This window comes from Caviibacterium pharyngocola (genome assembly GCF_002795405.1).
Lineage (GTDB): Bacteria > Pseudomonadota > Gammaproteobacteria > Enterobacterales > Pasteurellaceae > Caviibacterium > Caviibacterium pharyngocola.
The window spans coordinates 26554-50298 of the sequence record NZ_PHGZ01000003.1 but is presented as its reverse complement, the minus strand read 5'-3'; the positions used below and the strand labels follow the sequence as shown (position 1 = coordinate 50298).

At 43.5% G+C, this 23745-nt stretch carries 19 protein-coding genes, 2 tRNA genes and 1 pseudogene; 7 read left to right on the top strand and 15 right to left on the bottom strand.

Annotated elements, in window-relative coordinates; translation table 11 throughout:
* Position 1 precedes the first annotated feature (1 nt).
* From CVP04_RS00695 to sstT, 4 genes and pseudogenes are all read right to left on the bottom strand, one after another.
* Entirely contained in the window at positions 2 to 454 is a 453-nt protein-coding gene (locus CVP04_RS00695) for an NfeD family protein (RefSeq protein WP_100295602.1), read from the bottom strand.
* A 48-nt stretch (positions 455 to 502) separates the two neighbouring features.
* Entirely contained in the window at positions 503 to 1432 is a 930-nt protein-coding gene (locus tag CVP04_RS00690) for an SPFH domain-containing protein (RefSeq protein WP_100295601.1), read from the bottom strand.
* Between the two features lie 43 nt (positions 1433 to 1475).
* A pseudogene (modF, locus tag CVP04_RS00685) lies at positions 1476 to 2914 on the bottom strand (molybdate ABC transporter ATP-binding protein ModF).
* A 60-nt stretch (positions 2915 to 2974) separates the two neighbouring features.
* Positions 2975 to 4216: a serine/threonine transporter SstT gene (gene sstT, locus CVP04_RS00680; protein WP_100295600.1), complete on the bottom strand. Its 1242-nt coding sequence runs from the start codon at positions 4214 to 4216 to the stop codon at positions 2975 to 2977.
* A 277-nt stretch (positions 4217 to 4493) separates the two neighbouring features.
* Between sstT and CVP04_RS00675 the strand changes: the two genes are divergently transcribed.
* A complete protein-coding gene (locus tag CVP04_RS00675) occupies positions 4494 to 4943 on the top strand; it encodes a LexA family protein (RefSeq protein ID WP_100295599.1) in 450 nt (149 codons plus the stop codon).
* 93 nt (positions 4944 to 5036) lie between these two features.
* On the opposite strand, the gene CVP04_RS00670 is transcribed toward CVP04_RS00675, so the two are convergent.
* The 8 genes from CVP04_RS00670 to rsgA form a co-directional block, all read right to left on the bottom strand.
* Positions 5037 to 5555, bottom strand: coding sequence for an NlpC/P60 family protein (locus CVP04_RS00670; protein ID WP_100295598.1), 519 nt, complete (start codon positions 5553 to 5555; stop codon positions 5037 to 5039).
* 185 nt (positions 5556 to 5740) lie between these two features.
* On the bottom strand, positions 5741 to 7162 hold the full coding sequence (gene lpdA, locus CVP04_RS00665; protein ID WP_100295597.1) for a dihydrolipoyl dehydrogenase: 1422 nt from the start codon (positions 7160 to 7162) through the stop codon (positions 5741 to 5743).
* A gap of 71 nt (positions 7163 to 7233) precedes the next feature.
* Complete coding sequence (gene aceF, locus CVP04_RS00660) at positions 7234 to 9108, bottom strand: pyruvate dehydrogenase complex dihydrolipoyllysine-residue acetyltransferase (RefSeq protein ID WP_100295596.1); 1875 nt, start codon at positions 9106 to 9108, stop codon at positions 7234 to 7236.
* Positions 9109 to 9168: 60 nt separating this feature from the next.
* Positions 9169 to 11832: a pyruvate dehydrogenase (acetyl-transferring), homodimeric type gene (gene aceE / locus CVP04_RS00655; protein WP_100295595.1), complete on the bottom strand. Its 2664-nt coding sequence runs from the start codon at positions 11830 to 11832 to the stop codon at positions 9169 to 9171.
* 561 nt (positions 11833 to 12393) lie between these two features.
* Positions 12394 to 12894 (bottom strand): PTS glucose transporter subunit IIA, encoded by a 501-nt coding sequence (gene crr / locus CVP04_RS00650; protein ID WP_100295594.1) that lies wholly within the window; start codon positions 12892 to 12894, stop codon positions 12394 to 12396.
* A 62-nt stretch (positions 12895 to 12956) separates the two neighbouring features.
* Positions 12957 to 14684 (bottom strand): phosphoenolpyruvate-protein phosphotransferase PtsI, encoded by a 1728-nt coding sequence (gene ptsI, locus CVP04_RS00645; RefSeq protein WP_100295593.1) that lies wholly within the window; start codon positions 14682 to 14684, stop codon positions 12957 to 12959.
* Positions 14685 to 14794: 110 nt separating this feature from the next.
* Positions 14795 to 15052 carry a phosphocarrier protein Hpr gene (gene ptsH, locus CVP04_RS00640; protein WP_100295592.1) on the bottom strand — a complete coding sequence of 86 codons (258 nt, stop codon included), beginning with the start codon at positions 15050 to 15052 and terminating at the stop codon, positions 14795 to 14797.
* A 231-nt stretch (positions 15053 to 15283) separates the two neighbouring features.
* On the bottom strand, positions 15284 to 16333 hold the full coding sequence (rsgA, locus tag CVP04_RS00635; RefSeq protein ID WP_100295591.1) for a small ribosomal subunit biogenesis GTPase RsgA: 1050 nt from the start codon (positions 16331 to 16333) through the stop codon (positions 15284 to 15286).
* A gap of 72 nt (positions 16334 to 16405) precedes the next feature.
* Here rsgA and orn point away from each other — a divergent pair, with 72 nt between their 5' ends.
* From orn to CVP04_RS00620, 3 genes are all read left to right on the top strand, one after another.
* A complete protein-coding gene (gene orn, locus CVP04_RS00630; protein ID WP_100295590.1) occupies positions 16406 to 16960 on the top strand; it encodes an oligoribonuclease in 555 nt (184 codons plus the stop codon).
* A gap of 111 nt (positions 16961 to 17071) precedes the next feature.
* Positions 17072 to 17147, top strand: a tRNA-Gly gene (locus CVP04_RS00625).
* A gap of 32 nt (positions 17148 to 17179) precedes the next feature.
* Positions 17180 to 17255, top strand: a tRNA-Gly gene (locus tag CVP04_RS00620).
* A gap of 210 nt (positions 17256 to 17465) precedes the next feature.
* Here the strand turns inward: CVP04_RS00620 and ftsH are convergent.
* Both ftsH and rlmE read right to left on the bottom strand, forming a co-directional pair.
* A complete protein-coding gene (gene ftsH / locus CVP04_RS00615; RefSeq protein WP_100295714.1) occupies positions 17466 to 19388 on the bottom strand; it encodes an ATP-dependent zinc metalloprotease FtsH in 1923 nt (640 codons plus the stop codon).
* A gap of 94 nt (positions 19389 to 19482) precedes the next feature.
* Positions 19483 to 20112, bottom strand: a complete 630-nt coding sequence (gene rlmE / locus CVP04_RS00610) for a 23S rRNA (uridine(2552)-2'-O)-methyltransferase RlmE (RefSeq protein ID WP_100295589.1) — start codon at positions 20110 to 20112, stop codon at positions 19483 to 19485.
* 120 nt (positions 20113 to 20232) lie between these two features.
* Here rlmE and yhbY point away from each other — a divergent pair, with 120 nt between their 5' ends.
* Positions 20233 to 20529, top strand: coding sequence for a ribosome assembly RNA-binding protein YhbY (gene yhbY / locus CVP04_RS00605; protein WP_100295588.1), 297 nt, complete (start codon positions 20233 to 20235; stop codon positions 20527 to 20529).
* A 91-nt stretch (positions 20530 to 20620) separates the two neighbouring features.
* Here yhbY and greA read toward each other — a convergent pair whose 3' ends face one another.
* Positions 20621 to 21097 (bottom strand): transcription elongation factor GreA, encoded by a 477-nt coding sequence (gene greA / locus CVP04_RS00600; protein ID WP_100295713.1) that lies wholly within the window; start codon positions 21095 to 21097, stop codon positions 20621 to 20623.
* Between the two features lie 164 nt (positions 21098 to 21261).
* Here greA and dacB point away from each other — a divergent pair, with 164 nt between their 5' ends.
* Positions 21262 to 22701: a serine-type D-Ala-D-Ala carboxypeptidase gene (dacB, locus tag CVP04_RS00595; protein WP_100295587.1), complete on the top strand. Its 1440-nt coding sequence runs from the start codon at positions 21262 to 21264 to the stop codon at positions 22699 to 22701.
* A gap of 2 nt (positions 22702 to 22703) precedes the next feature.
* Positions 22704 to 23498 (top strand): MOSC domain-containing protein, encoded by a 795-nt coding sequence (locus CVP04_RS00590; protein ID WP_100295586.1) that lies wholly within the window; start codon positions 22704 to 22706, stop codon positions 23496 to 23498.
* Positions 23499 to 23745 lie beyond the last annotated feature (247 nt).

Below are 23745 nucleotides of genomic sequence, written 5' to 3'. Positions count from 1 at the left end.
TCTACTTCTCTATTTTTCGTACCAATAAGGTGATACCTTCCACTTTTTGCACTTCAATAACGTCGCCCGACTGTAAATCCATTCCTTGGATCCGCCACGTCGTATCGCCGAAATGACCGCGTCCGATACCATTCTGAGCGATTTCCTGCACGGTACCTCTCGCGCCCAACATTGCGTGATCACGCTGATTTAGCGAGGTTTGCCGTTGGTCTTTTTGATCTTTTTTATGTTGGTATTTCCACCAGCACATACTGAATAAAAGCGCCAAAACGGCATAGGCAATCGTTAATGCAATCAAGGATAAATCGGGCATCAGCGCGGCAACGGCGGAAATCACCAAGGCGGCTAATCCCCACCATAGCAAAAACACGCCCGGCAACAAGATTTCGGCAATTAATAACACAAAACCTAAAATCAACCAATGCCATAGCGTCCAAGTTGTAAGCCAATCCATTTTATGCTCCTTTTATGCGTTCGTTTAATACATAAAGTGCGGTAATAATTATTGCAATTTATTTTTATCGCCTTTTAACAATTCCGCGATACCGGCAACCGAGCCGATTAAATTTCCGGCTTCCAACGGCATTAGCACCACTTTGCTGTTATGGGATCCGCCGATTTCTTTTAAAGCTTCGGTGTATTTTTGCGCGATAAAATAATTAATCGCTTTGGTGTCGCCGTTCGCAATGGCATCGGAGACCATTTTCGTCGCCTTCGCTTCCGCTTCCGCCGCCCGTTCGCGCGCTTCCGCTTGCAAAAACGCTTCTTGACGTTCACCTTCCGCTTTTAGAATCCGCGATTGTTTTTCCCCTTCCGCGCGCAAAATTTCCGCTTGGCGAACCCCTTCCGCTTCCAAAATATCGGCGCGTTTATTCCGTTCCGCTTTCATTTGCGCATTCATCGCGGCAATTAATTCGTGCGGCGGGCGAACATCACGAATTTCGATCCGCGTCACTTTAATTCCCCAAGGATTCGTAGCTTCATCCACAATCGCCAAGAGACGACCGTTGATATTATCCCGTTGCGATAACATTTCGTCCAATTCCATTGAACCGAGTACAGTACGAATATTTGTCATCGTCAAATTAATAATGGCTTGTTCCAAATGATTCACTTCATAAGCCGCACGGCGTGCGTCAATCACTTGCACGAAACATACGGCATCGATTGAAACGTTGGCGTTATCCTTAGAAATGACTTCTTGCGAAGGAATATCCAACACTTGCTCCATCATATTGATTTTGCGTCCGACGCGATCCACAAAGGGCACGACAAAATTCAAGCCCGGCGTTAATGTGCGCGTGTAGCGACCGAAACGTTCGATCGTCCAGTGATAGCCTTGCGGCACGGTTTTAAGGGTAGAAGTTAATACGAACACCACTAATAAAACGAAAATAATTGCGGCAATCGGTAAACCGTCTAGCAATTCCATTTTTTTCTCCTTTTATGTTGAAATGTTACAAAAGTCTAACAAATTAGACCGCACTTTGTATATAACAATATTTTCCGTTGTTTTCAACAAATTCAAACAGATGAGTAATACAATCCGGCGCATCCTGATCTTGGTGAGAGACAAACAAAAGTTGCGTGCCGCTATTTCTTACCAGTTGATCAACAAAATGTTTCACTAGCTTACGATTTACGCCGTCCAAGCCTTGTAAAGGTTCGTCTAATATCAACACGGGCGGATATTTCACCATTGCGCGGGTAATAAGTAATAAACGTTGTTGCCCCCAAGATAAGCTGCGAAACGGGCGATTCGCCAACGCTTGCATATTCAAGCGCGCCAACCATTGCATTGCGTTGATTTTTAGCGCGTCAGGAATTTTTTGATAAATGCCGATACTGTCGAAAAAGCCGGAAATAATCACATCCAGCGCAGAGCAATTCACGCGGTAATCCATATGCAGTTGGCTACTGACATAACCGATTTTTCGTTTGATTTCCCAAACGGTTTCCCCGCTACCGCGCCGGCGACCGAATAAGGTCACATCATTGGCATAAGATTGCGGATGATCGCCGGTAAGCACGGATAATAAAGTAGATTTTCCCGCGCCGTTCGGGCCTTTTATCCACCAATTTTCTTTTGGTTTCACCGTCCAAGTTAAATCGTCTAAAATCGTTTTTTCGCCGTAACGAATCGTTAACTTACGCAATTCAAAGGTGTTACCGTTCAACTCGGTAGCAGCATCGACTATTTTTGTCGGCAATGGCACATCGATCGCCGTTTCCGCATAGCGTAACTGTTGATAAACGCTTTGCGTTTCTATGCTTTTCCGTTCACCTTGCAAAATCAATTCGTTACGATCCAGTAACGCCAGATGATCCGCTTCCGGCGGAATGTTATCGAAACGATTAATAATCAGCACCAACGCCGTTTTCGTTTGTAAGGAGGCGAGTAATTGCAGCCAATCTTGCACGGATTGTTTATCTAATCCTTCGAAAGGCTCGTCTACAATAGTTCCGGCTCGTTCACCAAGGCGCGACAAAGTAAAATTTTACGACTTTCTCCGGTGGAAAGTTGAATGAAAGGTCGATCTAAAAGTGCGGTGATTTTTAGCCGAGTTGCGTAAAAATCACATAACGCGATGTTATTCGAGCGTTCTAAAATAATCTCTCTTGCCGTTTTGCCGAAATCATCGGGACTAACGCTATCGTTATTACGATCTTTAAAGGTTTGCTCGATAATTCTTTGCTGCTTTTCGAAAGATAGCGATTCGATCACGCGAAAACGATTTTCATAGTCGCCTTGTAAAAGCGGAAGTTTTTCTTGTAACGCAAGAGAAAATGCGGTTTTCCCGCTACCGTTATTGCCGACGACCGTCCAAAAACTATGCGGTGAAATTATTAAATTTTCCACCGTTAAATGTTGATGATCCGATAATTGAAATTTCGCTTGTTGAATGTGTAACATTATTCGTAACCTAGAAAAAAAGCGGATATAAAATCCGCTTTTTGTAATGAAAATAAGTAATTATGCTTTTTGGTTTTCTTCCGCCATACATACCGCCGCGGTAAATACTACGTCAGTTGAAGAGTTTAGCGCAGTTTCCGCAGAATCTTGTAATACGCCGATAATAAAGCCTACGCCGATAACTTGCGCGGCAATATCGTTAGAAATACCGAATAAGCTACAAGCTAGCGGAATTAATAACAATGAACCGCCCGCCACGCCGGATGCGCCGCACGCACAAATACTGGACACAACGCTTAATAAAATTGCAGTCGGAACGGAAACATTCACACCTAACGTATAAACGGCGGATAAGGTTAAAACGGTAATGGTAATCGCCGCGCCAGCCATATTAATAGTCGCACCCAACGGGATTGATACGGAATAAGTTTCTTCATCAAGATTTAAGCGTTTTGCCAATTCCATATTTACCGGAATATTTGCTGCGGAGCTTCGTGTGAAGAAGGCTGTTAAACCACTTTCGCGCACGCAAGTCCAAATTAACGGGAACGGATTGCGACGGATTTTCCAATACACCAAAATCGGATTAATTACAAAGGCAGTAAATAGCATTGAACCGATTAAAACGACAAGTAATTGCGCATAATCCAATAACGCACCCAAACCTTGATCCGCTAAAGTTTCCGCCACTAAGCCGAATACCCCGATCGGCGCAAGACTAATAATGAAATGTACGATCTTTGATACGCCTTCGGAAAAATCGTTCATTACGTTTTTCGTAGTTTCGGAAGAGTGACGAAGCACAAGACCCAAACCGATCGCCCAAGCCAAAATTCCGATAAAGTTCGCATTAAATAATGCGGTTACCGGATTATCCACCATATTCATTACTAGCGTACTTAATACTTCCGTTACTTCGCTTGGCGGCGACAATGAATCCGCTTGAGTTACCAAGGCAATTTTAGTCGGTAGCGCAAAACTTGCCAAGACGGCTGTAAGTGCGGCTAAAAACGTACCTAATAAATAAAGTACGATAATGGATTTCATATTGCTTTTCGTGCCGATTTGTTTATTGGCAATCGCGGAAATTACCAATAAAAAGACCAGAATCGGTGCCACCGCACGTAAAGAACGGACAAAGACTTTACCTAAAAAACCGACTTTTTCGGCAATATTAAATCCGAGCGATTGTTGCAATGTCGGTGCGATTAAGGCAACCAACAATCCGAGAACCAAGCCCACGGAAATACGTTTTACCAAACTTCCGTGAAAAAATAGTGAATATAAGCGTGATGAATTCATAAATCTATAACACAATGTTGGACAAGATAATCTTGTCGTTAATCTTCGGATCCGTTTAGAGATCCCCCTGACAAGAGTAAAGATAGCTTACTTTTTATCTAAAGAAAATATCGAATTATAAATTTTTTCGGAATTTCTAAATAAAATTACAAAAAATCACAATAAATTTAAAAATAATCTATTTTATAAAAATTTATCATTTCTCTATTGACGACCTGTATGAAAAAACAGTATTATAAAACTGTATAAATTAACAGGTAAATTTAAGAGGTATATGATGAGTTATGTCACCGAAACAATGGCGCAACGCGATAATTTATATTCCTATCGTCCTATGCCGTTTTATAATGATACCAATCGCCCTATGCGATCTTTTAATAAAAAATTGGATTTAAACCTTTATTGTATTAAACGCCCTCAGCAAACCTGTTTTATTCAAGTCAGCAATCCGAATATGTTGGCTTGGGGTATCGAAACCGGTGATATTCTGGTTGTTGAAAAAAGTAACAGTTTGTCTGTCGGTGATTTAGTCGTGATCGAATCCGACAATCAATTTATGGTGTATGAATTTATCGCGCACGATAACGGCGAATTTATTTTTCTGCCGCTTGACGCCAAAATGAAAGCGATAAAAACAGCACAATGGACAGAGTTACCGATTATCGGCGTAGTGACGAATACGATTCATCAAATTAAACCGAAGAAAACAATGAAGTTTGCCGCTTGAACAATCAAATTCAATGCAAGAAAAACACACGGAAAAGCAAAAGTGCGGTGAAATTCACCGCACTTTCGATAACTTTCGACAATCTCTTATAAATTATAAAATACGACGGGATTGTGTATAAGTTCTGCTCCAATAACTTTCGTCTAAAGAACTAATTGTGACGCCGTTTTTTGTGCTGGCGTGCATAAATTGATTGTTACCGATATAAATTCCGACGTGACGATTAGAACGGAAGAAAACCAAATCACCAGATTTTAAATCGGCTTTTCCGATTTTTCTACCTAGGTATTGTTGTTCGGAAGTCGAACGCGGCAATTCAATCCCGAAAGCCTTGGCAAAAGCAGTTTGAGTAAATCCGGAGCAATCAATACCAAGTTTACTTAAACCTCCTAAACGATAGCGTGTACCGCTCCATTCGCGATAGATTTCGGATAACCGTTTATCCATTATTAAAGAATACTCTTGCGGCTTATTGGTTTTCAACGTGCCGATAAAGCTTGTTAATTGCGCATCATCGCGAGTTTCCGCCGGCTCATTCCTCTGTACATTGTGCGAACTACCGCACGCGGTCAATAGACCTAAGCCAACAACAATTAATAGTTTTTTTAACATAAACTTAAAATCTAAATAACTAATTTACAAAAATATGGGCAAGATACTACCGAAGTTTTTATGAAATAGCCAGTTTTTATTCCGTTTTTTTATTATTTTTGCGATCTTGATCGTATTTTTTATGAGATTTTCTATCAAAAAAGCCTTTCCGTTAGAGGAAAGGCTTATCGAATAAAAACCGACGATTATTTTTTCTTCGCTTTCGGGTTCGGTAAATCCGTAATCGATCCTTCGAATACTTCCGCCGCTAATCCGACGGATTCGTGTAATGTCGGGTGTGCGTGAATCGTTAAGGCTAAATCTTCAGCATCGCAACCCATCTCGATTGCAAGACCGATTTCGCCCAATAATTCGCCGCCGTTCGTACCGACAATCGCACCGCCGATAATGCGATGAGAATCTTTGTCGAAGATCAATTTGGTCATTCCGTCGGCACAGTCGGACGCAATCGCACGACCGGATGCCGCCCAAGGGAATTTCGCTACTTCATAATTTACGCCTTCGGCTTTACATTCTTTTTCGGTTTTACCGACCCAAGCTACTTCCGGTTCGGTATAAGCGATAGAAGGAATCACTTTCGGATCGAAATAGTGTTTTTTGCCCGCAATAACTTCTGCCGCAACGTGACCTTCGTGTACGCCTTTGTGCGCTAACATTGGCTGTCCGACAATATCGCCGATAGCGAAAATGTGCGGCACATTGGTGCGCATTTGTTTATCAGTACGAATAAAGCCGCGATCATCCACCTCTACGCCGGCAACGCCCGCATCAATCAGTTTGCCGTTCGGTGTACGACCGATAGCAACCAACACGGCATCATAACGACGGGTTTCATTCGCAGCTTTGCCTTCCATTGAAACATAAATACCGTCTGCTTTCGCTTCTACGGCGGTGACTTTAGTTTCAAGCAATAAGTTGAATTTCTTCTCGATACGTTTGGTATAAATTTGAACAATATCTTTATCCGCAGCAGGAATAACTTGATCAAACATTTCTACCACATCAATGGAAGAACCTAGCGAGTGATAAACCGTTCCCATTTCAAGCCCGATGATCCCGCCGCCCATAATCAAGAGATTTTTCGGCACTTCTTTTAATGCTAACGCGTCGGTAGAATCCCAAATACGAGGATCTTCGTGCGGAATAAACGGTAATTGAATCGGACGCGAACCTGCTGCGATAATCGCATTATCAAAGGTAATGGTGGTTTCGCCTTCTTCGCCTGCAACGATAATGGTGTTCGGGCCGGAGAATTTACCGTAGCCGTTTACCACTTGGACTTTACGCTGTTTAGCCATTCCCGCCAAACCGCCGGTAAGTTGCGTGATTACTTTTTCTTTCCAGCCGCGAATTTTTTCAATATCGGTAGTCGGTTCGCCAAAAACGATACCGTGTTCAGATAAAGATTTCGCTTCTTCAATCACTTTGGCGACGTGTAATAATGCTTTAGACGGAATACAACCCACGTTTAAACATACACCGCCCAGTGTTGAAAAACGTTCAACGATAACCGTTTCTAAACCTAAGTCGGCACAACGGAAAGCAGCCGAATAACCTGCAGGCCCTGCACCTAATACAACAACTTGAGTTTTAATTTCTTTGTTCATTTTTTCTTCCTCTGTTGTGTAGGGACGCACCGAGTGCGTCCGCGGGCGTATGTCATACGCCCCTACATCAATTACATCACTAAACGACGAAGATCGCTTAATACGCCATTAATGAAAGTAATAAATCTTGCACCGTCGGCGCCGTCAATAACACGGTGATCGTAAGATAAGGATAACGGCAACATTAAACGCGGTGTAAATTCTTTGCCGTTCCATACCGGTGACATTTCGGACTTCGATACGCCTAAAATCGCCACTTCCGGCGCATTGACGATCGGAGTGAATTGCGTTCCGCCGATACCGCCTAAGCTTGAAATGGTAAAACAACCGCCTTGCATATCGGCTGCGGTTAATTTACCCGCACGCGCTTTTTTAGACACTTCCGCCAATTCGCGCGAGAGTTCAATAATACCTTTTTTGTTTACATCTTTAAATACCGGTACTACAAGTCCGTTCGGCGTATCCACCGCCACGCCGATGTTAACATATTTTTTCAAAATCAGGCTTTGAGCATCTTCCGATAATGAACTGTTAAAACGCGGATAAGCTTCAAGCGCTTTCGCCACGGCTTTCATAATAAACACTAACGGCGTAATTTTCACGTCAAGTTTTTGTTTTTCCGCTAACAGGTTTTGTTCTTTACGGAATTGTTCCAAATCGGTAATGTCCGCTTTATCCCATTGCGTAACGTGCGGAATCATTACCCAGTTGCGGTGTAAATTCGCACCGGAAATTTTCTGAATACGACCCAATTCCACTTGTTCGACTTCGCCGAATTTGCTGAAATCGACTTTCGGCCAAGGTAATAAGCCTAAACCTGCACCGTTTGCCACACCGTTATTTGCCGGAGCCACAGCAACCGCGCCGCTCTCAACCGCTTGAATCGCCGCTTTGACATAAGCCTGTACGTCTTCTTTTAAGATTCTACCTTTACGTCCGGTTCCCTTCACTTTATCCAAGTTTACGCCGAATTCGCGTGCTAATCGGCGAACGACCGGTGTTGCGTGAGCAAAGACCGAACTTGCCGTGACATCAGCTTGGTTTGTCGGTGCTGCTTGTTCGGCGGCTGGTGCTGCCGGTTTATTTTCTGCAACAGGTTGTGCCGCCACCGCAGTCGGTGCAGCGCCTTGTACTTCAAAGCGCATAATTAATGAACCCGTTGAAACTTTATCGCCGGATTTCACCAAAATTTCTTTTACCACACCGGCGAAAGGTGCAGGGACTTCCATTGAGGCTTTATCGCCTTCCACGGTAATCAAGGATTGTTCTTCGGAAACGCTGTCGCCGACGGCAACCATAATTTCAGTCACGTTCACTTCATCACCGCCGATATCCGGTACATTCACATCTTGTACCGCACTTGCGCTTGCAACCGGTGCTGCCGCTACAGGTTGTTCGACCGCCGGTGCCGCGCCGCCCGCCACTTCGAATTTCATCACAAGCGAACCGGTCGAAACTTTATCGCCGACTTTAATTAAAATTTCTTTTACCACACCGGCTACAGGCGCAGGAACTTCCATTGAAGCTTTATCGCCTTCAACGCTTAAAATAGATTGTTCTTCCGCGACTTGATCGCCGACATTCACTAAAATTTCGGTGACATTTACTTCGTCGCCGCCGATATCCGGTACTTGAATTTCTATCACAGAATTGACCGCACTTTGTTGTACCGCCGGTTCGGCATTTTGCACCGGTGCGGCGGCAGCTTCGGCTTGTGCACCTTCCAAAATAAACATCGGTGTGCCGGTAGAAACTTTATCGCCCACTTTCACCAACACTTCTTTCACGATACCCGCTTCCGGCGAAGGTACTTCCATTGATGCTTTATCACCTTCAACACTGATGACGGACTGATCAAGTGCAACCGCATCGCCCGCTTTCACCATAACTTCCGTTACGGTCACTTCATCTCCGCCGATATCGGGGATTTGAATTTCTTTAGCCATATTATCTTATCCTTTACTTGTAGGGCGGGAATCACCCGCCATTAGAAAATTTACTACAAATTATGCATATAACGGATTGATTTTATCCGCATTGATACCGTATTTAGCAATCGCTTCCGCAACGACGTTTTGCGCAATAACACCTTGTTTCGCCAATTCGGTTAATGCCGCCACAACAACATAATGCGCATTCACTTCGAAATGTTCGCGTAGGTTTTCACGGCTGTCGGAACGACCGAAACCGTCGGTACCCAACACGCGATAGCTTTGTGCCGGAATATAAGCACGAACCTGTTCAGCGAATAATTTCACATAGTCGGTCGCCGCAATCGCCGGTGCATCGTTCATTACTTGCGCGATATAAGGCACGCGATTTTCTTCATTCGGATGTAAGAAATTCCAACGTTCCGCGTCGGCGCCGTTGCGCGCCAATTCGGTGAACGAAGTTACGCTATATACATCGGAAGTCACACCGAAATCATTCGCCAATAATTTCGCTGCTTCGCGAACGTGACGTAAAATCGCGCCGGAACCGAGTAATTGAACTTTACCTTTTCCTTGTCCGGTGACGGTTTCGAATTTATAAATACCTTTACGGATACCTTCTTCCGCACCTTTCGGCATTGCCGGTTGATCATAGGTTTCGTTCAAGGTTGTGATGTAATAATAAACGTTTTCCTGTTCCGGTCCGTACATACGACGCACACCGTCTTGCATAATCACGGCAACTTCATAAGCGAACGCCGGATCATAAGCGATACAGTTAGGAATCACGGAGGCTTGAATATGGCTGTGACCATCTTCGTGTTGCAATCCTTCGCCGTTTAAGGTGGTACGACCGGAAGTTCCGCCGATCATAAAGCCGCGCGCTTGTTGGTCGCCCGCCGCCCACATTAAATCGCCTACGCGTTGGAAACCGAACATTGAGTAATACACGAAGAACGGAATCATAGGGACGTCATTGGTAGAATAAGACGTCGCCGCCGCTAACCAAGAGGCCGTCGCACCTTGTTCGTTGATCCCTTCTTGTAATACTTGACCGTCCACCGCTTCGCGATAATAAGATACTTGCTCGCGATCTTGCGGGGTATAGTTTTGACCGTGCGGGTTGTAAATTCCGATTTGACGGAATAAACCTTCCATACCGAAAGTACGCGCTTCATCCGCAATAATCGGCACAATATGTTTGCCGACGGATTTGTTTTTCAATAACACGTTCAAGGAACGCACAAATGCCATTGTGGTCGAAATCGGGCGCGCTTGTTCTTCGAATAATTGCGCGAATTCTTCCAACGCTGGTACGTCTAATTGTTGCGTGAAGCGCGGTAAACGCGTCGGCAAATAGCCGTTTAACGCTTGGCGGTGTTCGTGCAGATATTTATATTCTTCGGAACCTTGTTCGAATTTGATATAAGGCAGTTTTTCGATTTCTTCATCGGATACGTTAATATTGAAACGATCGCGAACGTGTTTCACGCCGGACATATCCATTTTCTTCACTTGGTGCGCGATATTTTTACCTTCCGCCGCGTCACCCATTCCGTAACCTTTAATGGTTTTCACCAATAACACGACCGGTTTGCCTTTTACTTGTTTCGCTTTATTGAACGCAGCAAAAACTTTTAACGGATCGTGACCGCCGCGATTTAACGCCCAAATTTCATCATCGGTCATTTCCGCTACTAAGGCTTCGGTTTCCGGATAGCGTCCGAAGAAATGTTTACGCACATAAGCGCCGTCTTTCGCTTTGAAAGTTTGATAATCGCCGTCAACCACTTCCATCATTAATTGAAGCAATTTGCCGGACGTATCGCGTTGTAATAAGCGATCCCAACGACGACCCCAAATCACTTTGATCACTTCCCAGCCCGCGCCGTTGAATTGACCTTCAAGTTCTTGAATAATTTTACCGTTACCTGTTACCGGCCCGTCTAAACGTTGTAAGTTACAGTTGATGACAAAGACTAAATTATCTAATTTTTCACGAGCCGCAAAGGCGATCGCACCGCGAGATTCCACTTCGTCCATTTCACCGTCGCCTAAGAATGCGTAAACGGTTTGATCGGAAGTATCTTTTAAGCCGCGATTATGTAAATATTTTAAGAAACGTGCTTGATAAATCGCATTTAGCGGCCCAAGCCCCATTGATACGGTCGGGAATTGCCAAAATTCAGGCATTAATTTCGGATGCGGATAGGAAGATAAGCCTTTACCGTGGGTTTCTTGACGGAAATTATCTAATTGTTCTTCCGTTAAGCGACCTTCTAAAAAGGCACGCGCATAAATTCCCGGTGAAATATGGCCTTGGAAAAAAACTAAGTCGCCGCCATTTTTCTCGGTACGCGCTTTAAAGAAATGGTTAAAACAGACTTCATAAATGGTTGCGGAAGATTGGAAAGATGACATATGACCGCCCAATTCCAAATCTTTTTTCGAGGCTCTTAATACCATCATAATCGCATTCCAACGAATCGCTCCGCGGATTCGACGTTCTAAATCCAAATTTCCCGGATAATTCGGTTCTTCGGAAGCGGGAATCGTATTAATATAATCGGTGGTAATACCCGTCGGTAAAGAAACCGAATTTGCTCTCGCGTGTTGCATTAGCTGTTCAATAATAAATTGCGCTCTTTCAACACCTTCTTCACGAATTACTGAATCGATCGCCAACAACCAATCATTGGTTTCGACCGGATCTACGTCATTTCTTAAAATATCTGACATAGTCTTTTCCTTATTTGTTAAGTTAAAATTAAGTTTAATTATGACAATTAAACGCTGATAGATAACAAAATTCTTTAAATTTGACTTCTTATACGGGTATTCTACATCGGACGAAACCCATTTACAAATTTTTAACAAATTTTATAAATATTATTAAATTTTTTGAAAGAAAGATAGTCTTTTTTTGCCATAAAATAACGAAATTTTTATTCCGACGCGAATAGAATTCGACTATCAATTAAATAGCAAAGGCAACTTGTTTGATACAAAATAAAATAAACGGGAAATTGTTAAAGTGCGGTTAATTTTTACCGCACTTTTAACAATTTTTTAGAACGAATGTTCTTATGGATTTAATAATTTCTTGTTTGCCAATTTAAAACTCGGCAAACTTTTGTACTATAACGTCGTTACATTGCAAGAGTAACGGAGATTTTAATCGTTATGATGAATCAAGTCTTTGTGCAAGTGTCGCATAATAACGAACTTTTTCAGTTTTCCGGATAGCGGAAATAAAAAACCCGCCTTATAACAAAGCGGGTTTTCCACATAATAATAAAATTATTTTTTCAATACCAACACGACGGATTCGCCGGCAATAACCTCACCGGTTTTCTTATCCATATGGCTGATTTCGTCCATATTGGAAATCACGACCGGTGTTAATACCGATTTCGCTTTGTTTTCCAATAATGCCAAGTCAAACTCAATAACCACATCGCCGCGTTTAACCGCTTGACCTTCTTGCGCTACTCGGGTGAAGCCTTCGCCTTTCAACTCAACGGTATCAATACCGAAGTGAACGAATAATTCGACACCGTCTTTCGATTCCATTGAAAATGCGTGATTGGTTTCAAAAATTTTACCGATGACGCCGTCAACCGGAGCAACGATTGCGTTGCCGGAAGGACGAATCGCCACGCCGTCACCGACGATTTTCTCTGAAAATACGACATCAGGAACATCTTCGATATTAACAATTTCACCGGAAAGCGGCGCATAAATTTCCACTTCAACGGCTTTGTTGTCTTTTGAACCAAACAATTTATCAAAAAAACCCATTTTTAGTCTCCTACTAAGTGAATGCTGTATCTATTCTAGCGCAAAAAATTAGCGATTGGTATCTAGTTTAACGCTTTTTCAGCTAAAAAATCTACAACTAATCTCTCGATATCCGCCGCAGTCGGTTGTTGTAGGGCTTTATCCGCCAATTCTTTCGCATCTTGGTAGTTGACGTTGCGAATTAATTTCTTGATACGCGGAACGGAAATAGCACTCATACTGAACTCATCCAATCCCATACCTAACAACAAGATTGTCGCGCGCTCATCTCCGGCTAATTCGCCACACATACCAGTCCATTTACCTTCGGCGTGCGAAGCGTCGATCACTTGTTTGATCAAACCAAGCACTGACGGAGTCATCGGATTGTATAAGTGAGAAATCAATTCGTTACCGCGATCCACCGCCAAAGTATATTGCGTTAAATCGTTTGTTCCGATACTGAAGAAATCCACTTCCTTGGCTAAGAAACGAGCATTCACCGCAGCAGATGGTGTTTCCACCATTACGCCCACTTGAATATTTTCATCAAAGGCTTTTCCTTCATTGCGTAATTCGGTTTTTAAAGATTCAATCACGCTTTTAAGTTCGCGAATTTCTTCCACGGAAATAATCATTGGGAACATTACCGCCAATTTACCGAATGCGGAAGCGCGTAACACGGCGCGTAATTGTGCGTGCAAGATTTCACGACGATCAAGCGCAATACGAATCGCACGCCAGCCTAAGAACGGGTTCATTTCTTTCGGAAGATTCAAATACGGTAACTCTTTATCACCGCCGATATCCATTGTGCGCAATACCACTAAACGACCGTGCATTGCTTCTACCACTTCTTTGTAAGCGATAAATTGTTCTTCTTCGCTCGGCAGCTGATCACGATCCATAAATAAGAATTCGGTACGATATAAGCCCACGCCTTCCGCGCCGTTACGATCCGCACCTTCCACATCGCGAATCGTACCGATATTAGCCACCACATCGACACGATGACCGTCTAATGTCAATGCAGGTAAATCTTTCAATTTCGCCAATTCCGCTTTTTCTTCGGCAAGTTGTGCTTGTAAGGTTTTTAAACGTTCGATATCTTCTTGTTTCGGATTAACATAAACCGCGTTATTCACCGCATCCAAAATCAAGTAATCGCCGGTATTCACCGATTGGGTAATGTTATTGGTTCCCACAATCGCCGGTAATTCCAAGGAACGCGCCATAATAGACGTATGTGAAGTTCTGCCGCCGATGTCGGTGATAAAACCGAGCACTTTATCAAGATTCAACTGTGCGGTTTCGGACGGAGTTAAATCATATGCGACTAAAATCACTTCTTCGTTAATCTCGCCCAAATCGACGATATGCATTCCCAAAATGTTTTTAATCAAACGATTACCGATATCTCGAATATCGCCGGCACGTTCTTTCAGATATTCGTCGTCGATTTCGGACAACATCGCTACTTGCTGATCGATAACCGCACTTGATGCCACGCCCGCGTTGACTTTATTGCTGCGTAGATAATCGATGATTTCTTCTTCAAGTTCTTCATCTTCAAGAATCATCAAATGACCTTCGAAAATCGCCGCTTTTTCTTCACCTAAAGACGCATAAGCACGATCTTTAATCGCCGTTAATTGCGCAACCGCCGCTTCACGACCTGCATAAAAGCGTGCGATTTCGGCTTCAATTTGATCATCCTTGATTTTTTGCATATCAAGAACGATTTTTTCTTCTTTTAACACTAATGCTTTACCGAAAACAATGCCCGGTGACGCCGCAATACCTGAAATCATATGTACCTTCTGAAAATAATAAATTAAATTAACCCGTTAAATACGACAACAGCCATAAAACACGATGTTTACCCATAGGATAAAGCGACGGTTTTATGGCCGACTTCGAATTATTCTAAAGTAGGAATTAACGCAACTAAATGATCAACCGCTTTTTGTTCGTCTTCACCTTCTGCGGAAATAGTAATGACAGTGCCTTGCGTTAAGCCTAAAGTTTGTAATTTAAATAAACTTTTCGCACTAGCACTTTTGCCGCCGGAAGTCACGGTAATATCTGAGGCGAATGCTTTTGCTTCTTTAACGAATTGAGCTGCCGGACGAGTATGTAAGCCATTTGGAGCAATGATTTCAACATCTTTTGAGTACATAGGTGAATCCTCTATTTAGTAGTTATTTAAATTAAACAGTTGATAACGGATTTAAACCGCAAACCCATTAATTAATTTTATATTTATTTTAAATTAAAAAATAAATCTGTTGTAGTATCAGGCTTAGACAGAAATTAATCAAGGCAAATCATTGTAAAATTTGAAGCTCGTCACAAAAAAATGCTTAATTTGCCTATTTTTTAATCTAAACTTAACTTTTGTTTAACCGTTTCAGCTAGTGGAAAAATGCCGTTGCGATTTATTTTCTTGCAGTCCGGCAATCAAGCGATGATAGTTTTCAAAGCGCAACGGATGAATTTTTCCCTGCTCCACCGCAGCCCGCAAAGCACAACCCGGATCATTTTCGTGCTTGCAATCGCGAAATTTACAGGTGCCTAAAAAATATTGAAATTCTCGATAACCTTTGGTGATTTTATCTTGATCCAAATGCCATAAACCGAATTCTCTGATGCCGGGTGAGTCGATCAGATCGCCGCCTTGCTTCAAATGGTATAGGCGTGAAGAGGTCGTCGTGTGCTGCCCTAATCCGGACAGCTCGCTCACTTCGCCGATTTGCGCTTGTACGTCAGGTAAAATGTGATTAATCAAACTGGATTTTCCCACGCCCGATTGTCCTACCAAAATCGACGTACCTTCGGATAAAAGTGCGGTGAAATTTTCCATATTTTCACCGCTCTTTGCCGAAATCATCATTGTTTGATAACCGATCGCCTGATAGATTTGTAATTGGTGCGCCGCATTTTCGTATTCTTCCGGCGTTAACAAATCCGTTTTGTTCAATACGATCACCGCCGGAATATTTGCCGTTTCGCAAATAACTAAATAACGATCAATGATATTCAATGACAAAGCCGGCAGCACGGCGGAAACGATAATAATGCGATCGATATTTGCCGCAATCACTTTTAAACCGTCGTAATAATCCGGACGGGAAATTTCGTTCTTGCGCGGTAGTACCGCCTCAATCACGCCGCTAATTCCCTGTAATTGCTCGTTGCCCTTGTGCCAAATGACACGGTCGCCCACCACGACGGAAGATAGAGTTCGGCGTAAATTGCAACGAAAAATCTCGCCCGATGCATTTTCCACATCCGCGTGCACGGAATAACGTGTGACGATCACACCTTCTTGCGCGTCATCGAGCATTTCGTCCGACCAATCGATATCCGCTTTCTGTTTTCGATGATAACGTTGCAATACCTTCGTATTATTCGATTGAATACGACGTTGTTGATTCTGAGTTAATTTACGTTTAGCCAATATAAATCCTTAAAGTGCGGTCTATTTTCAGATAAAATAATCAAATATATCATCAATAGGATACCTTATATTATGCAATTAGATAAACAAAATCTTATTTGGATCGATTTGGAAATGACCGGTTTGGATCCGAATAAAGAACGCATTATCGAAATCGCCACCATCGTGACGGATAAAGATTTAAACATTTTGGCGGAAGGTCCGGTGTTAGCCGTTCATCAATCGGACGAACTGCTCGATAAAATGAGCGATTGGTGCGTGAAAACCCATACGGCGAACGGTTTGGTCGAACGTGTACGCGCTAGTAAACTCACCGAGCGAGCGGCTGAATTGCAAACCCTTGATTTTTTAAAAAAATGGGTGCCAAAAGGCGCTTCGCCGATTTGCGGCAACAGCGTGGCGCAAGATAAACGTTTTTTATTCAATTATATGCCGGAATTAGCAGATTATTTCCATTACCGCCATTTAGACGTCAGCACGCTAAAAGAATTGGCGTCTCGCTGGAAACCGGAAATATTAAAAGGTTTCGAGAAGCAAAATACCCATTTAGCATTGGACGATATTCGTGAGTCTATCGCCGAATTGGCGTATTATCGAACACATTTCATCAATCTGACTGATAAATAACGGACAATCTGTCGAATATATAGGCAAGCGCATTATTTTTTTAATCTTGTTCTTGCCTAGGATAAAATTTTTCGTATAATAAGCTTCGTTGTCTTGCTTAAGATGGCGAATGCGGGAATAGCTCAGTTGGTAGAGCACGACCTTGCCAAGGTCGGGGTCGCGAGTTCGAGCCTCGTTTCCCGCTCCAATCTCAAATCTTTAATTCGAAAACACCTCAACGCGGGAATAGCTCAGTTGGTAGAGCACGACCTTGCCAAGGTCGGGGTCGCGAGTTCGAGCCTCGTTTCCCGCTCCAATTTTTACTGAATAGCAAATCATTCATATAATCAACGATAATAATATTTTTAAATATATTGTTTTAGCAATTATTTTGTCCGTTTTAACTATCGCTAGAAAATGGGTATTCTCTCAAAGCAGACAAAACAAAAGGCTGATCCGGCAAAATAGCCTAATCAACCTTGTGATTTCATTGATTTTAACGCACGATCAAATCGCGCAGCGGTAATTATTCGGAATCGGATTCTTTCGAATTTTCAACCGCACTTTTCGTTTCCGCTTTCTCATTGTCCGTTTCCGGTTTCACTGTTTCCGAGGCTTGTTGTTTCGCCGAGCCGCTTTCTTCCCACCCTGCCGGCGGTGTAACCGGTTCGCGATTCATTAATTGCTTGATTTGCACTTCTTCAATGGTTTCATATTTCACTAGCGCATCTTTCATCGCGTGTAAAATATCCATATTATCAACCAATAGTTGACGGGCGCGGTCATAATTTCGGGTCACAATCGCACGCACTTCTTCATCGATCGTATGCGCGGTTTCATCGGACATATGTTTCGCTTTCGCCATCGAACGCCCTAAGAACACTTCGCCTTCGTCTTCGGAATAAAGAATCGGCCCTAATTTATCCGAGAAGCCCCATTGCGTCACCATATTACGCGCAATATTAGTAGCAACTTTAATATCATTCGACGCGCCGGTGGAAATATTTTCCTCACCGTAAATCAAATCTTCGGCCAGACGACCGGCATATAACGTGGATAATTTACTTTCCAACTGTTTCTGGCTAATGCTGACTTGATCGCCTTCCGGTAAGAAGAAGGTTACGCCCAAGGCACGACCGCGCGGAATAATCGTTACTTTATGCACCGGATCGTGCTCAGGCACCAAATAACCGACAATCGCGTGTCCCGCTTCGTGATAGGCGGTAGATTCCTTCTGTTTCTCCGTCATAATCATCGTGCGGCGTTCCGGTCCCATATTGATCTTATCTTTCGCTTTTTCGAATTCCAACATCGTCACCACGCGTTTGTTGGTTCGTGCGGCAAATAATGCTGCCTCGTTCACCAAGTTTGCCAAATCCGCCCCCGAATAGCCCGGCGTACCACGCGCTAAAGTCATCGGATCCACATCCGGCGCAACCGGCACTTTACGCATATGCACTTTTAAAATTTGCTCGCGTCCGCGCACATCCGGCAAACCGACGACCACTTGACGGTCAAAACGCCCCGGACGGGTTAATGCCGGATCCAATACATCCGGACGGTTGGTCGCCGCAATCACGATCACGCCTTCATTTCCTTCGAAACCGTCCATTTCCACCAACATTTGGTTTAAGGTTTGTTCACGTTCGTCGTGACCGCCGCCAAGACCCGCACCGCGTTGACGACCGACCGCATCGATTTCGTCGATGAAAATCAAACAAGGCGCATTTTTCTTTGCTTGTTCGAACATATCGCGCACACGTGAGGCACCGACACCCACAAACATTTCCACGAAATCGGAACCGGAAATGGTAAAGAAAGGCACTTTCGCTTCACCGGCAATAGCTTTTGCCAATAAGGTTTTACCTGTTCCCGGCGGACCGACCATTAAAATCCCTTTCGGAATTTTACCGCCGAGTTTTTGGAATTTTGACGGATCACGTAAGAAATCGACGATTTCGCCCACTTCTTCTTTCGCTTCGTCACAACCCGCCACATCGGCAAAAGTGGTTTTAATCTGTTCTTTGGTCAGCATTTTTGCGCGGCTTTTACCAAAGCTCATCGCTTTGCCGCCACCACCTTGCATTTGACGCATAAAGAAGAACCACACGCCGATCAATAACACCATCGGGAACCAAGAGATCAAAATCTGTGATAAGAGTCCGCGTTTTTCCGGCGGTGTTCCTTCGACTTTCACTTTTTTATTCAATAAATCGTTTAACAATTTATCGTCGTAAATCGGCATTACGGTCGAATATTTGGAACCGTCGGATTTCGTCACCACCAATTCGCTGTCTTCAAAGCGAACTTGGCGAACCTGATCATTACCGACATCGGTAATAAAGGTCGTATAATCGGTTAAATTTCCGCCGGAACTGCTGTTAAATCCTTGATATGCCGTCATCATCACGACAGCGACAACCACCCAAAGGACTAAATTTTTTACCATATCGTTCAAGGTTTGACCTCGTTTTTTATTTAGTTAACAATTTGTTACAAGATTACTATATTCGGATTAAAATTTAAAGCTATCAAATCTATCGCTAATATTTGTAACCCGTTGCAACGATATAAACTTCTCTGGACCGACCACGAGACGCCTCAGGTTTACGAACTTTCACAACACTAAAAAGAGAACGAATTTCTTTTAAGTAATCGTCAAACCCTTCACCCTGAAAAACTTTCACGACAAACGCACCTTTTGTCGCCAAGACTTGCTTACACATATCCAACGCCAGCTCGACCAAATACATCGCGCGCGGAATATCCACCGACGGCATTCCGCTGAAATTCGGCGCCATATCGGACATCACCACATCGACTTTCGCTTCGCCCACACGCGTTAACAAGGCGTTTAGCACGTTTTCGTCACGAAAATCGCCTTGCAGAAAATCCACCCCCACAATGGGATCCATTTCCAAAATATCGCACGCAATCACGCGACCTTTTGCGCCGATTTGGCTCACCGCATATTGCGACCAACCACCGGGCGCGGCGCCGAGATCCACCACGGTCATTCCGTGTTTAAACAAGCGATCCGTTTGCTGAATTTCATCCAACTTAAAATAAGCGCGCGAACGCAGTTTTTGCTTATGCGCTTTTTGGACAAACGGATCTTTAAAATGTTCATTTAACCAGCGAGTCGAACTCGCCGAACGTTTTTTCTTTCCCATAATTTTTAAATTCTGTGGTAGTTTTCTCAATATGAGGTTAAAATTTGCCTGTTCAAGTCGGTTTTATTATTTTTTATAAAAACGACCGCACTTTTCTTATTATTTAGGATAAATAAATCAATGACATTATCAACTAAACAAAAACAATTTTTAAAAGGTTTGGCACATCACCTTAATCCTGTCGTTATGCTCGGTGCGAACGGCTTAACCGAAGGCGTACTTGCCGAAATCGACAACGCGTTAAATCATCACGAATTGATCAAAGTGAAAATCGCCGGCGCGGAACGTGAAACCAAACAGTTAATCATCGACGCTATTGTGCGCGAGACCCAAGCCAGCGCAGTGCAAACCATCGGACATATTCTCGTGCTTTTCCGTCCGAGTGACGAAGCCAAAATTCAGTTACCGAAAAAGTAATCCGTTAAAAAGCGATTTAGCGAAAAAAGTGCGGTGATTTTTGACCGCACTTTTTTGTTATTATGATCCGTCGCCGATTCGAATTTCGTTTCTATTTGTATTCCACTTCAACGATTTCAAATTCCACCGTGCCACCCGGTGTCACGATATTGACCGTATCGTCCGTTTCTTTCCCGATTAAACCGCGCGCAATCGGCGAATTGACGGAAATCAACCCTTGTTTAATATCGGCCTCGTCGTCGCCCACGATTTGATAGGTCACTTCATCCTCGGTCGCCGTATTTAGCAACACCACCGTCGCACCGAAAATCACTTTGCCGTTATTCGGTAATTTAGTGACATCAATTACTTGGCAATTCGATAATTTTCCTTCGATTTCTTGAATACGCCCTTCGCAAAAACCTTGCTGCTCGCGCGCCGCGTGATATTCCGCATTTTCTTTCAAATCGCCGTGTTCGCGCGCTTCGGCAATCGCTTTAATAATTTCCGGCCGACGGACATTTTTCAAAAAATCCAATTCTTGTCTTAATTGTTCCGCACCGCGTACGGTCATAGGAATTTGTTGCATAAATAACATTCGTCCTTTTTTAAATAAAAACAAAACGACGGCAGAATGATTCATCCTGCCGAAGTTTAAATTAATTCTATTTTAACGAGAAACTATTTTACTCTCGTTCGTTCAGGTACTATTATTGTTCGTCTGAAAAAAAATAGCAACCTTCACCATCGTTTATGTATAAATTATCGACAGTCGTCAAACTCGGACTTCTTACTCTCGGATTCACTCAAGCTTTTAATGCCACAGCGGTGCTGGATGTCAATCCTATCGCGCCGGTTTTGCCGGAAGGCGCTTCCCTCGGCTTTATTGCAAAAAATCTCAATCAAAATCAAGTTATCGCCGAATTTAATCCGCAAACCTTTATGCTGCCCGCCAGCACGCAAAAAGTATTTACCGCATTAACCGCCAAATTGGCGCTAGGCGATCAATTTCGTTTCGAAACTACCCTGCTCACCAACGGAAAAATTCAAAACGGCACACTGAACGGCGATTTAATCGCCAAATTCAGCGGCGATCCGGATTTAACCAGCGGACAACTTTATAATTTGTTGGCGCAACTCAAAACACAAGGCGTAAATAAAATCAACGGCGATTTGATCTTAGATACCTCTGTTTTCGTCGGACACGATCGCGGTTTAGGTTGGATTTGGAACGACTTGACAATGTGTTTTAATTCGCCGCCCGCCGCAGTAAATTTGGATAATAACTGTTTTTATGTGGACTTAGACGCCAATCAGCCGGTAGGCGAAAACGTCAAATTCAACGTGCCGTCGCAATTTCCGATTCAAGTGTTCGGTCAAGTGCGCGTTGCGTCGAAAGAAGAAGCGCCTTATTGCCAGCTGGATGCCGTGGTGCACGACAATAACCGCTATCAAATCAAAGGCTGTATCGCCCGCCAAACCAAACCTTTCGGCTTGAGTTTTGCCGTGCAAGATCCGGACGCTTATGCCGCCGCGACGATTTTACGCCAACTCAAACGCTTAGGTATTCAATTCGACGGCGTTGTGCGCCAGCCGCATCAACCGCAGCAAGGCACAATTTTGGCGCAACACTTTTCTAAACCTTTGCCGGATTTATTGAAAAAAATGATGAAAAAATCCGACAACCAAATTGCCGACGCCTTATTCCGCACCATCGCATATCAATATTATAAACGTCCGGCGTCCTTCCAATTAGGCGCCTTGGCAATGCGACAAATTTTGGCGTCAAAAGCGAAAATCAAATTCGGCAACAGCATTATCGCCGACGGTTCCGGCTTATCCCGCCATAATTTAATTGCGCCGCAAACAATGTTGCAAGCTTTGGAATACATTGCACAAAACGATTCGGAATTGCATTTATTGGAAACCTTTCCCGTCGCCGGCGTGGACGGCACATTAAGCGGGCGCGGTTCGATGATTAATCCACCGTTGGTCAAAAATATCACCGCCAAAACGGGCGCGCTTAAAGGCGTATATAATCTTGCCGGTTTCTTAACCAACGAACGCGGCGAACGCATTGCTTTCGTACAGTTTATCAACGGCTATTCTACCGGCGATTTGGAAAGCAAAACCAAACGCGCGCCGCTAGTACAATTTGAAAATCGACTTTATCTCGGTCTCTATCAGGATTAACAATGCAATTACAACATATTTATCTTTACCCGATAAAATCTACGCAAGCTTACGGCGTCGAACAAGCCGTCGTGCAAACGCAAGGCTTGAATTTTGATCGCGAATTTATGCTGACCGAGCCGGACGGAAAATTCATCACCGCGCGCAAAGACGGCGCGCTTTACGATTTCGCCGCCTTTCCCGTGCCGCTTGGATTGCAAGTTCATCACCGCGACGGCAGTGTAATTTTCGTGCGCTATCAAGATTTTCAACAACAAAGCGAATGTGAAGTATGGGGAAATCAGTTTGCCGCTTTCGTCGCACCGGAAACAATCAACCACTGGTTTAGCGAAAAAATAGGACGCGCGGTGCAATTACGTTGGCTCGGCGAACATTCTCAACGCCGCATAAAACGCTATCCGGACACGCCGCTTTCTTTCGCCGACGGCTACCCGCTTTTGTTATGTACGCGTCAATCTTTCGATTTTCTGCAGCAAGCCTGTCCAAGTCCCATTACGATTAATCGCTTTCGCCCGAGTATCGTGATCGACGGCGAAGTGCCTTTTGCCGAACAAACTTGGGATAAAATTCGTATCGGTGAGGTCACCTTTTTGCATACTAAACCTTGCGAACGCTGCGTATTAACCGCGCGTGATCCGCAAACTAAAGAGATCGATGCAAAAATGGAACCCTTCCGCACCTTGAAAAAAATCAATGCCAACGAAGAAGGCAAACCGCTTTTCGGTATTAATTTAATTCCATTAAATCACGGCATTATTCGCCTGCACGATTCCGTTGAAGTTTTATCTTATCGCTAGGCTTAAAAGTGCGGTCAATTTTGTGAAAAAAATTTACCGCACTTTAACTGATATAGATCAAAGATTACAAAATTTGATCTACTGCACAAATTTTAATAATACAATTTTAACGCCGACACATTTTTTTCTTATTTATAAGTAAGTTATTTCCTGTCAACATTATTCGCGTAAAATTTTGTTCTTGAAGTTTTTTCTAGAACACATTATCTTGTACCGGATTTTAAGATTATACCTATATATTGTGTTT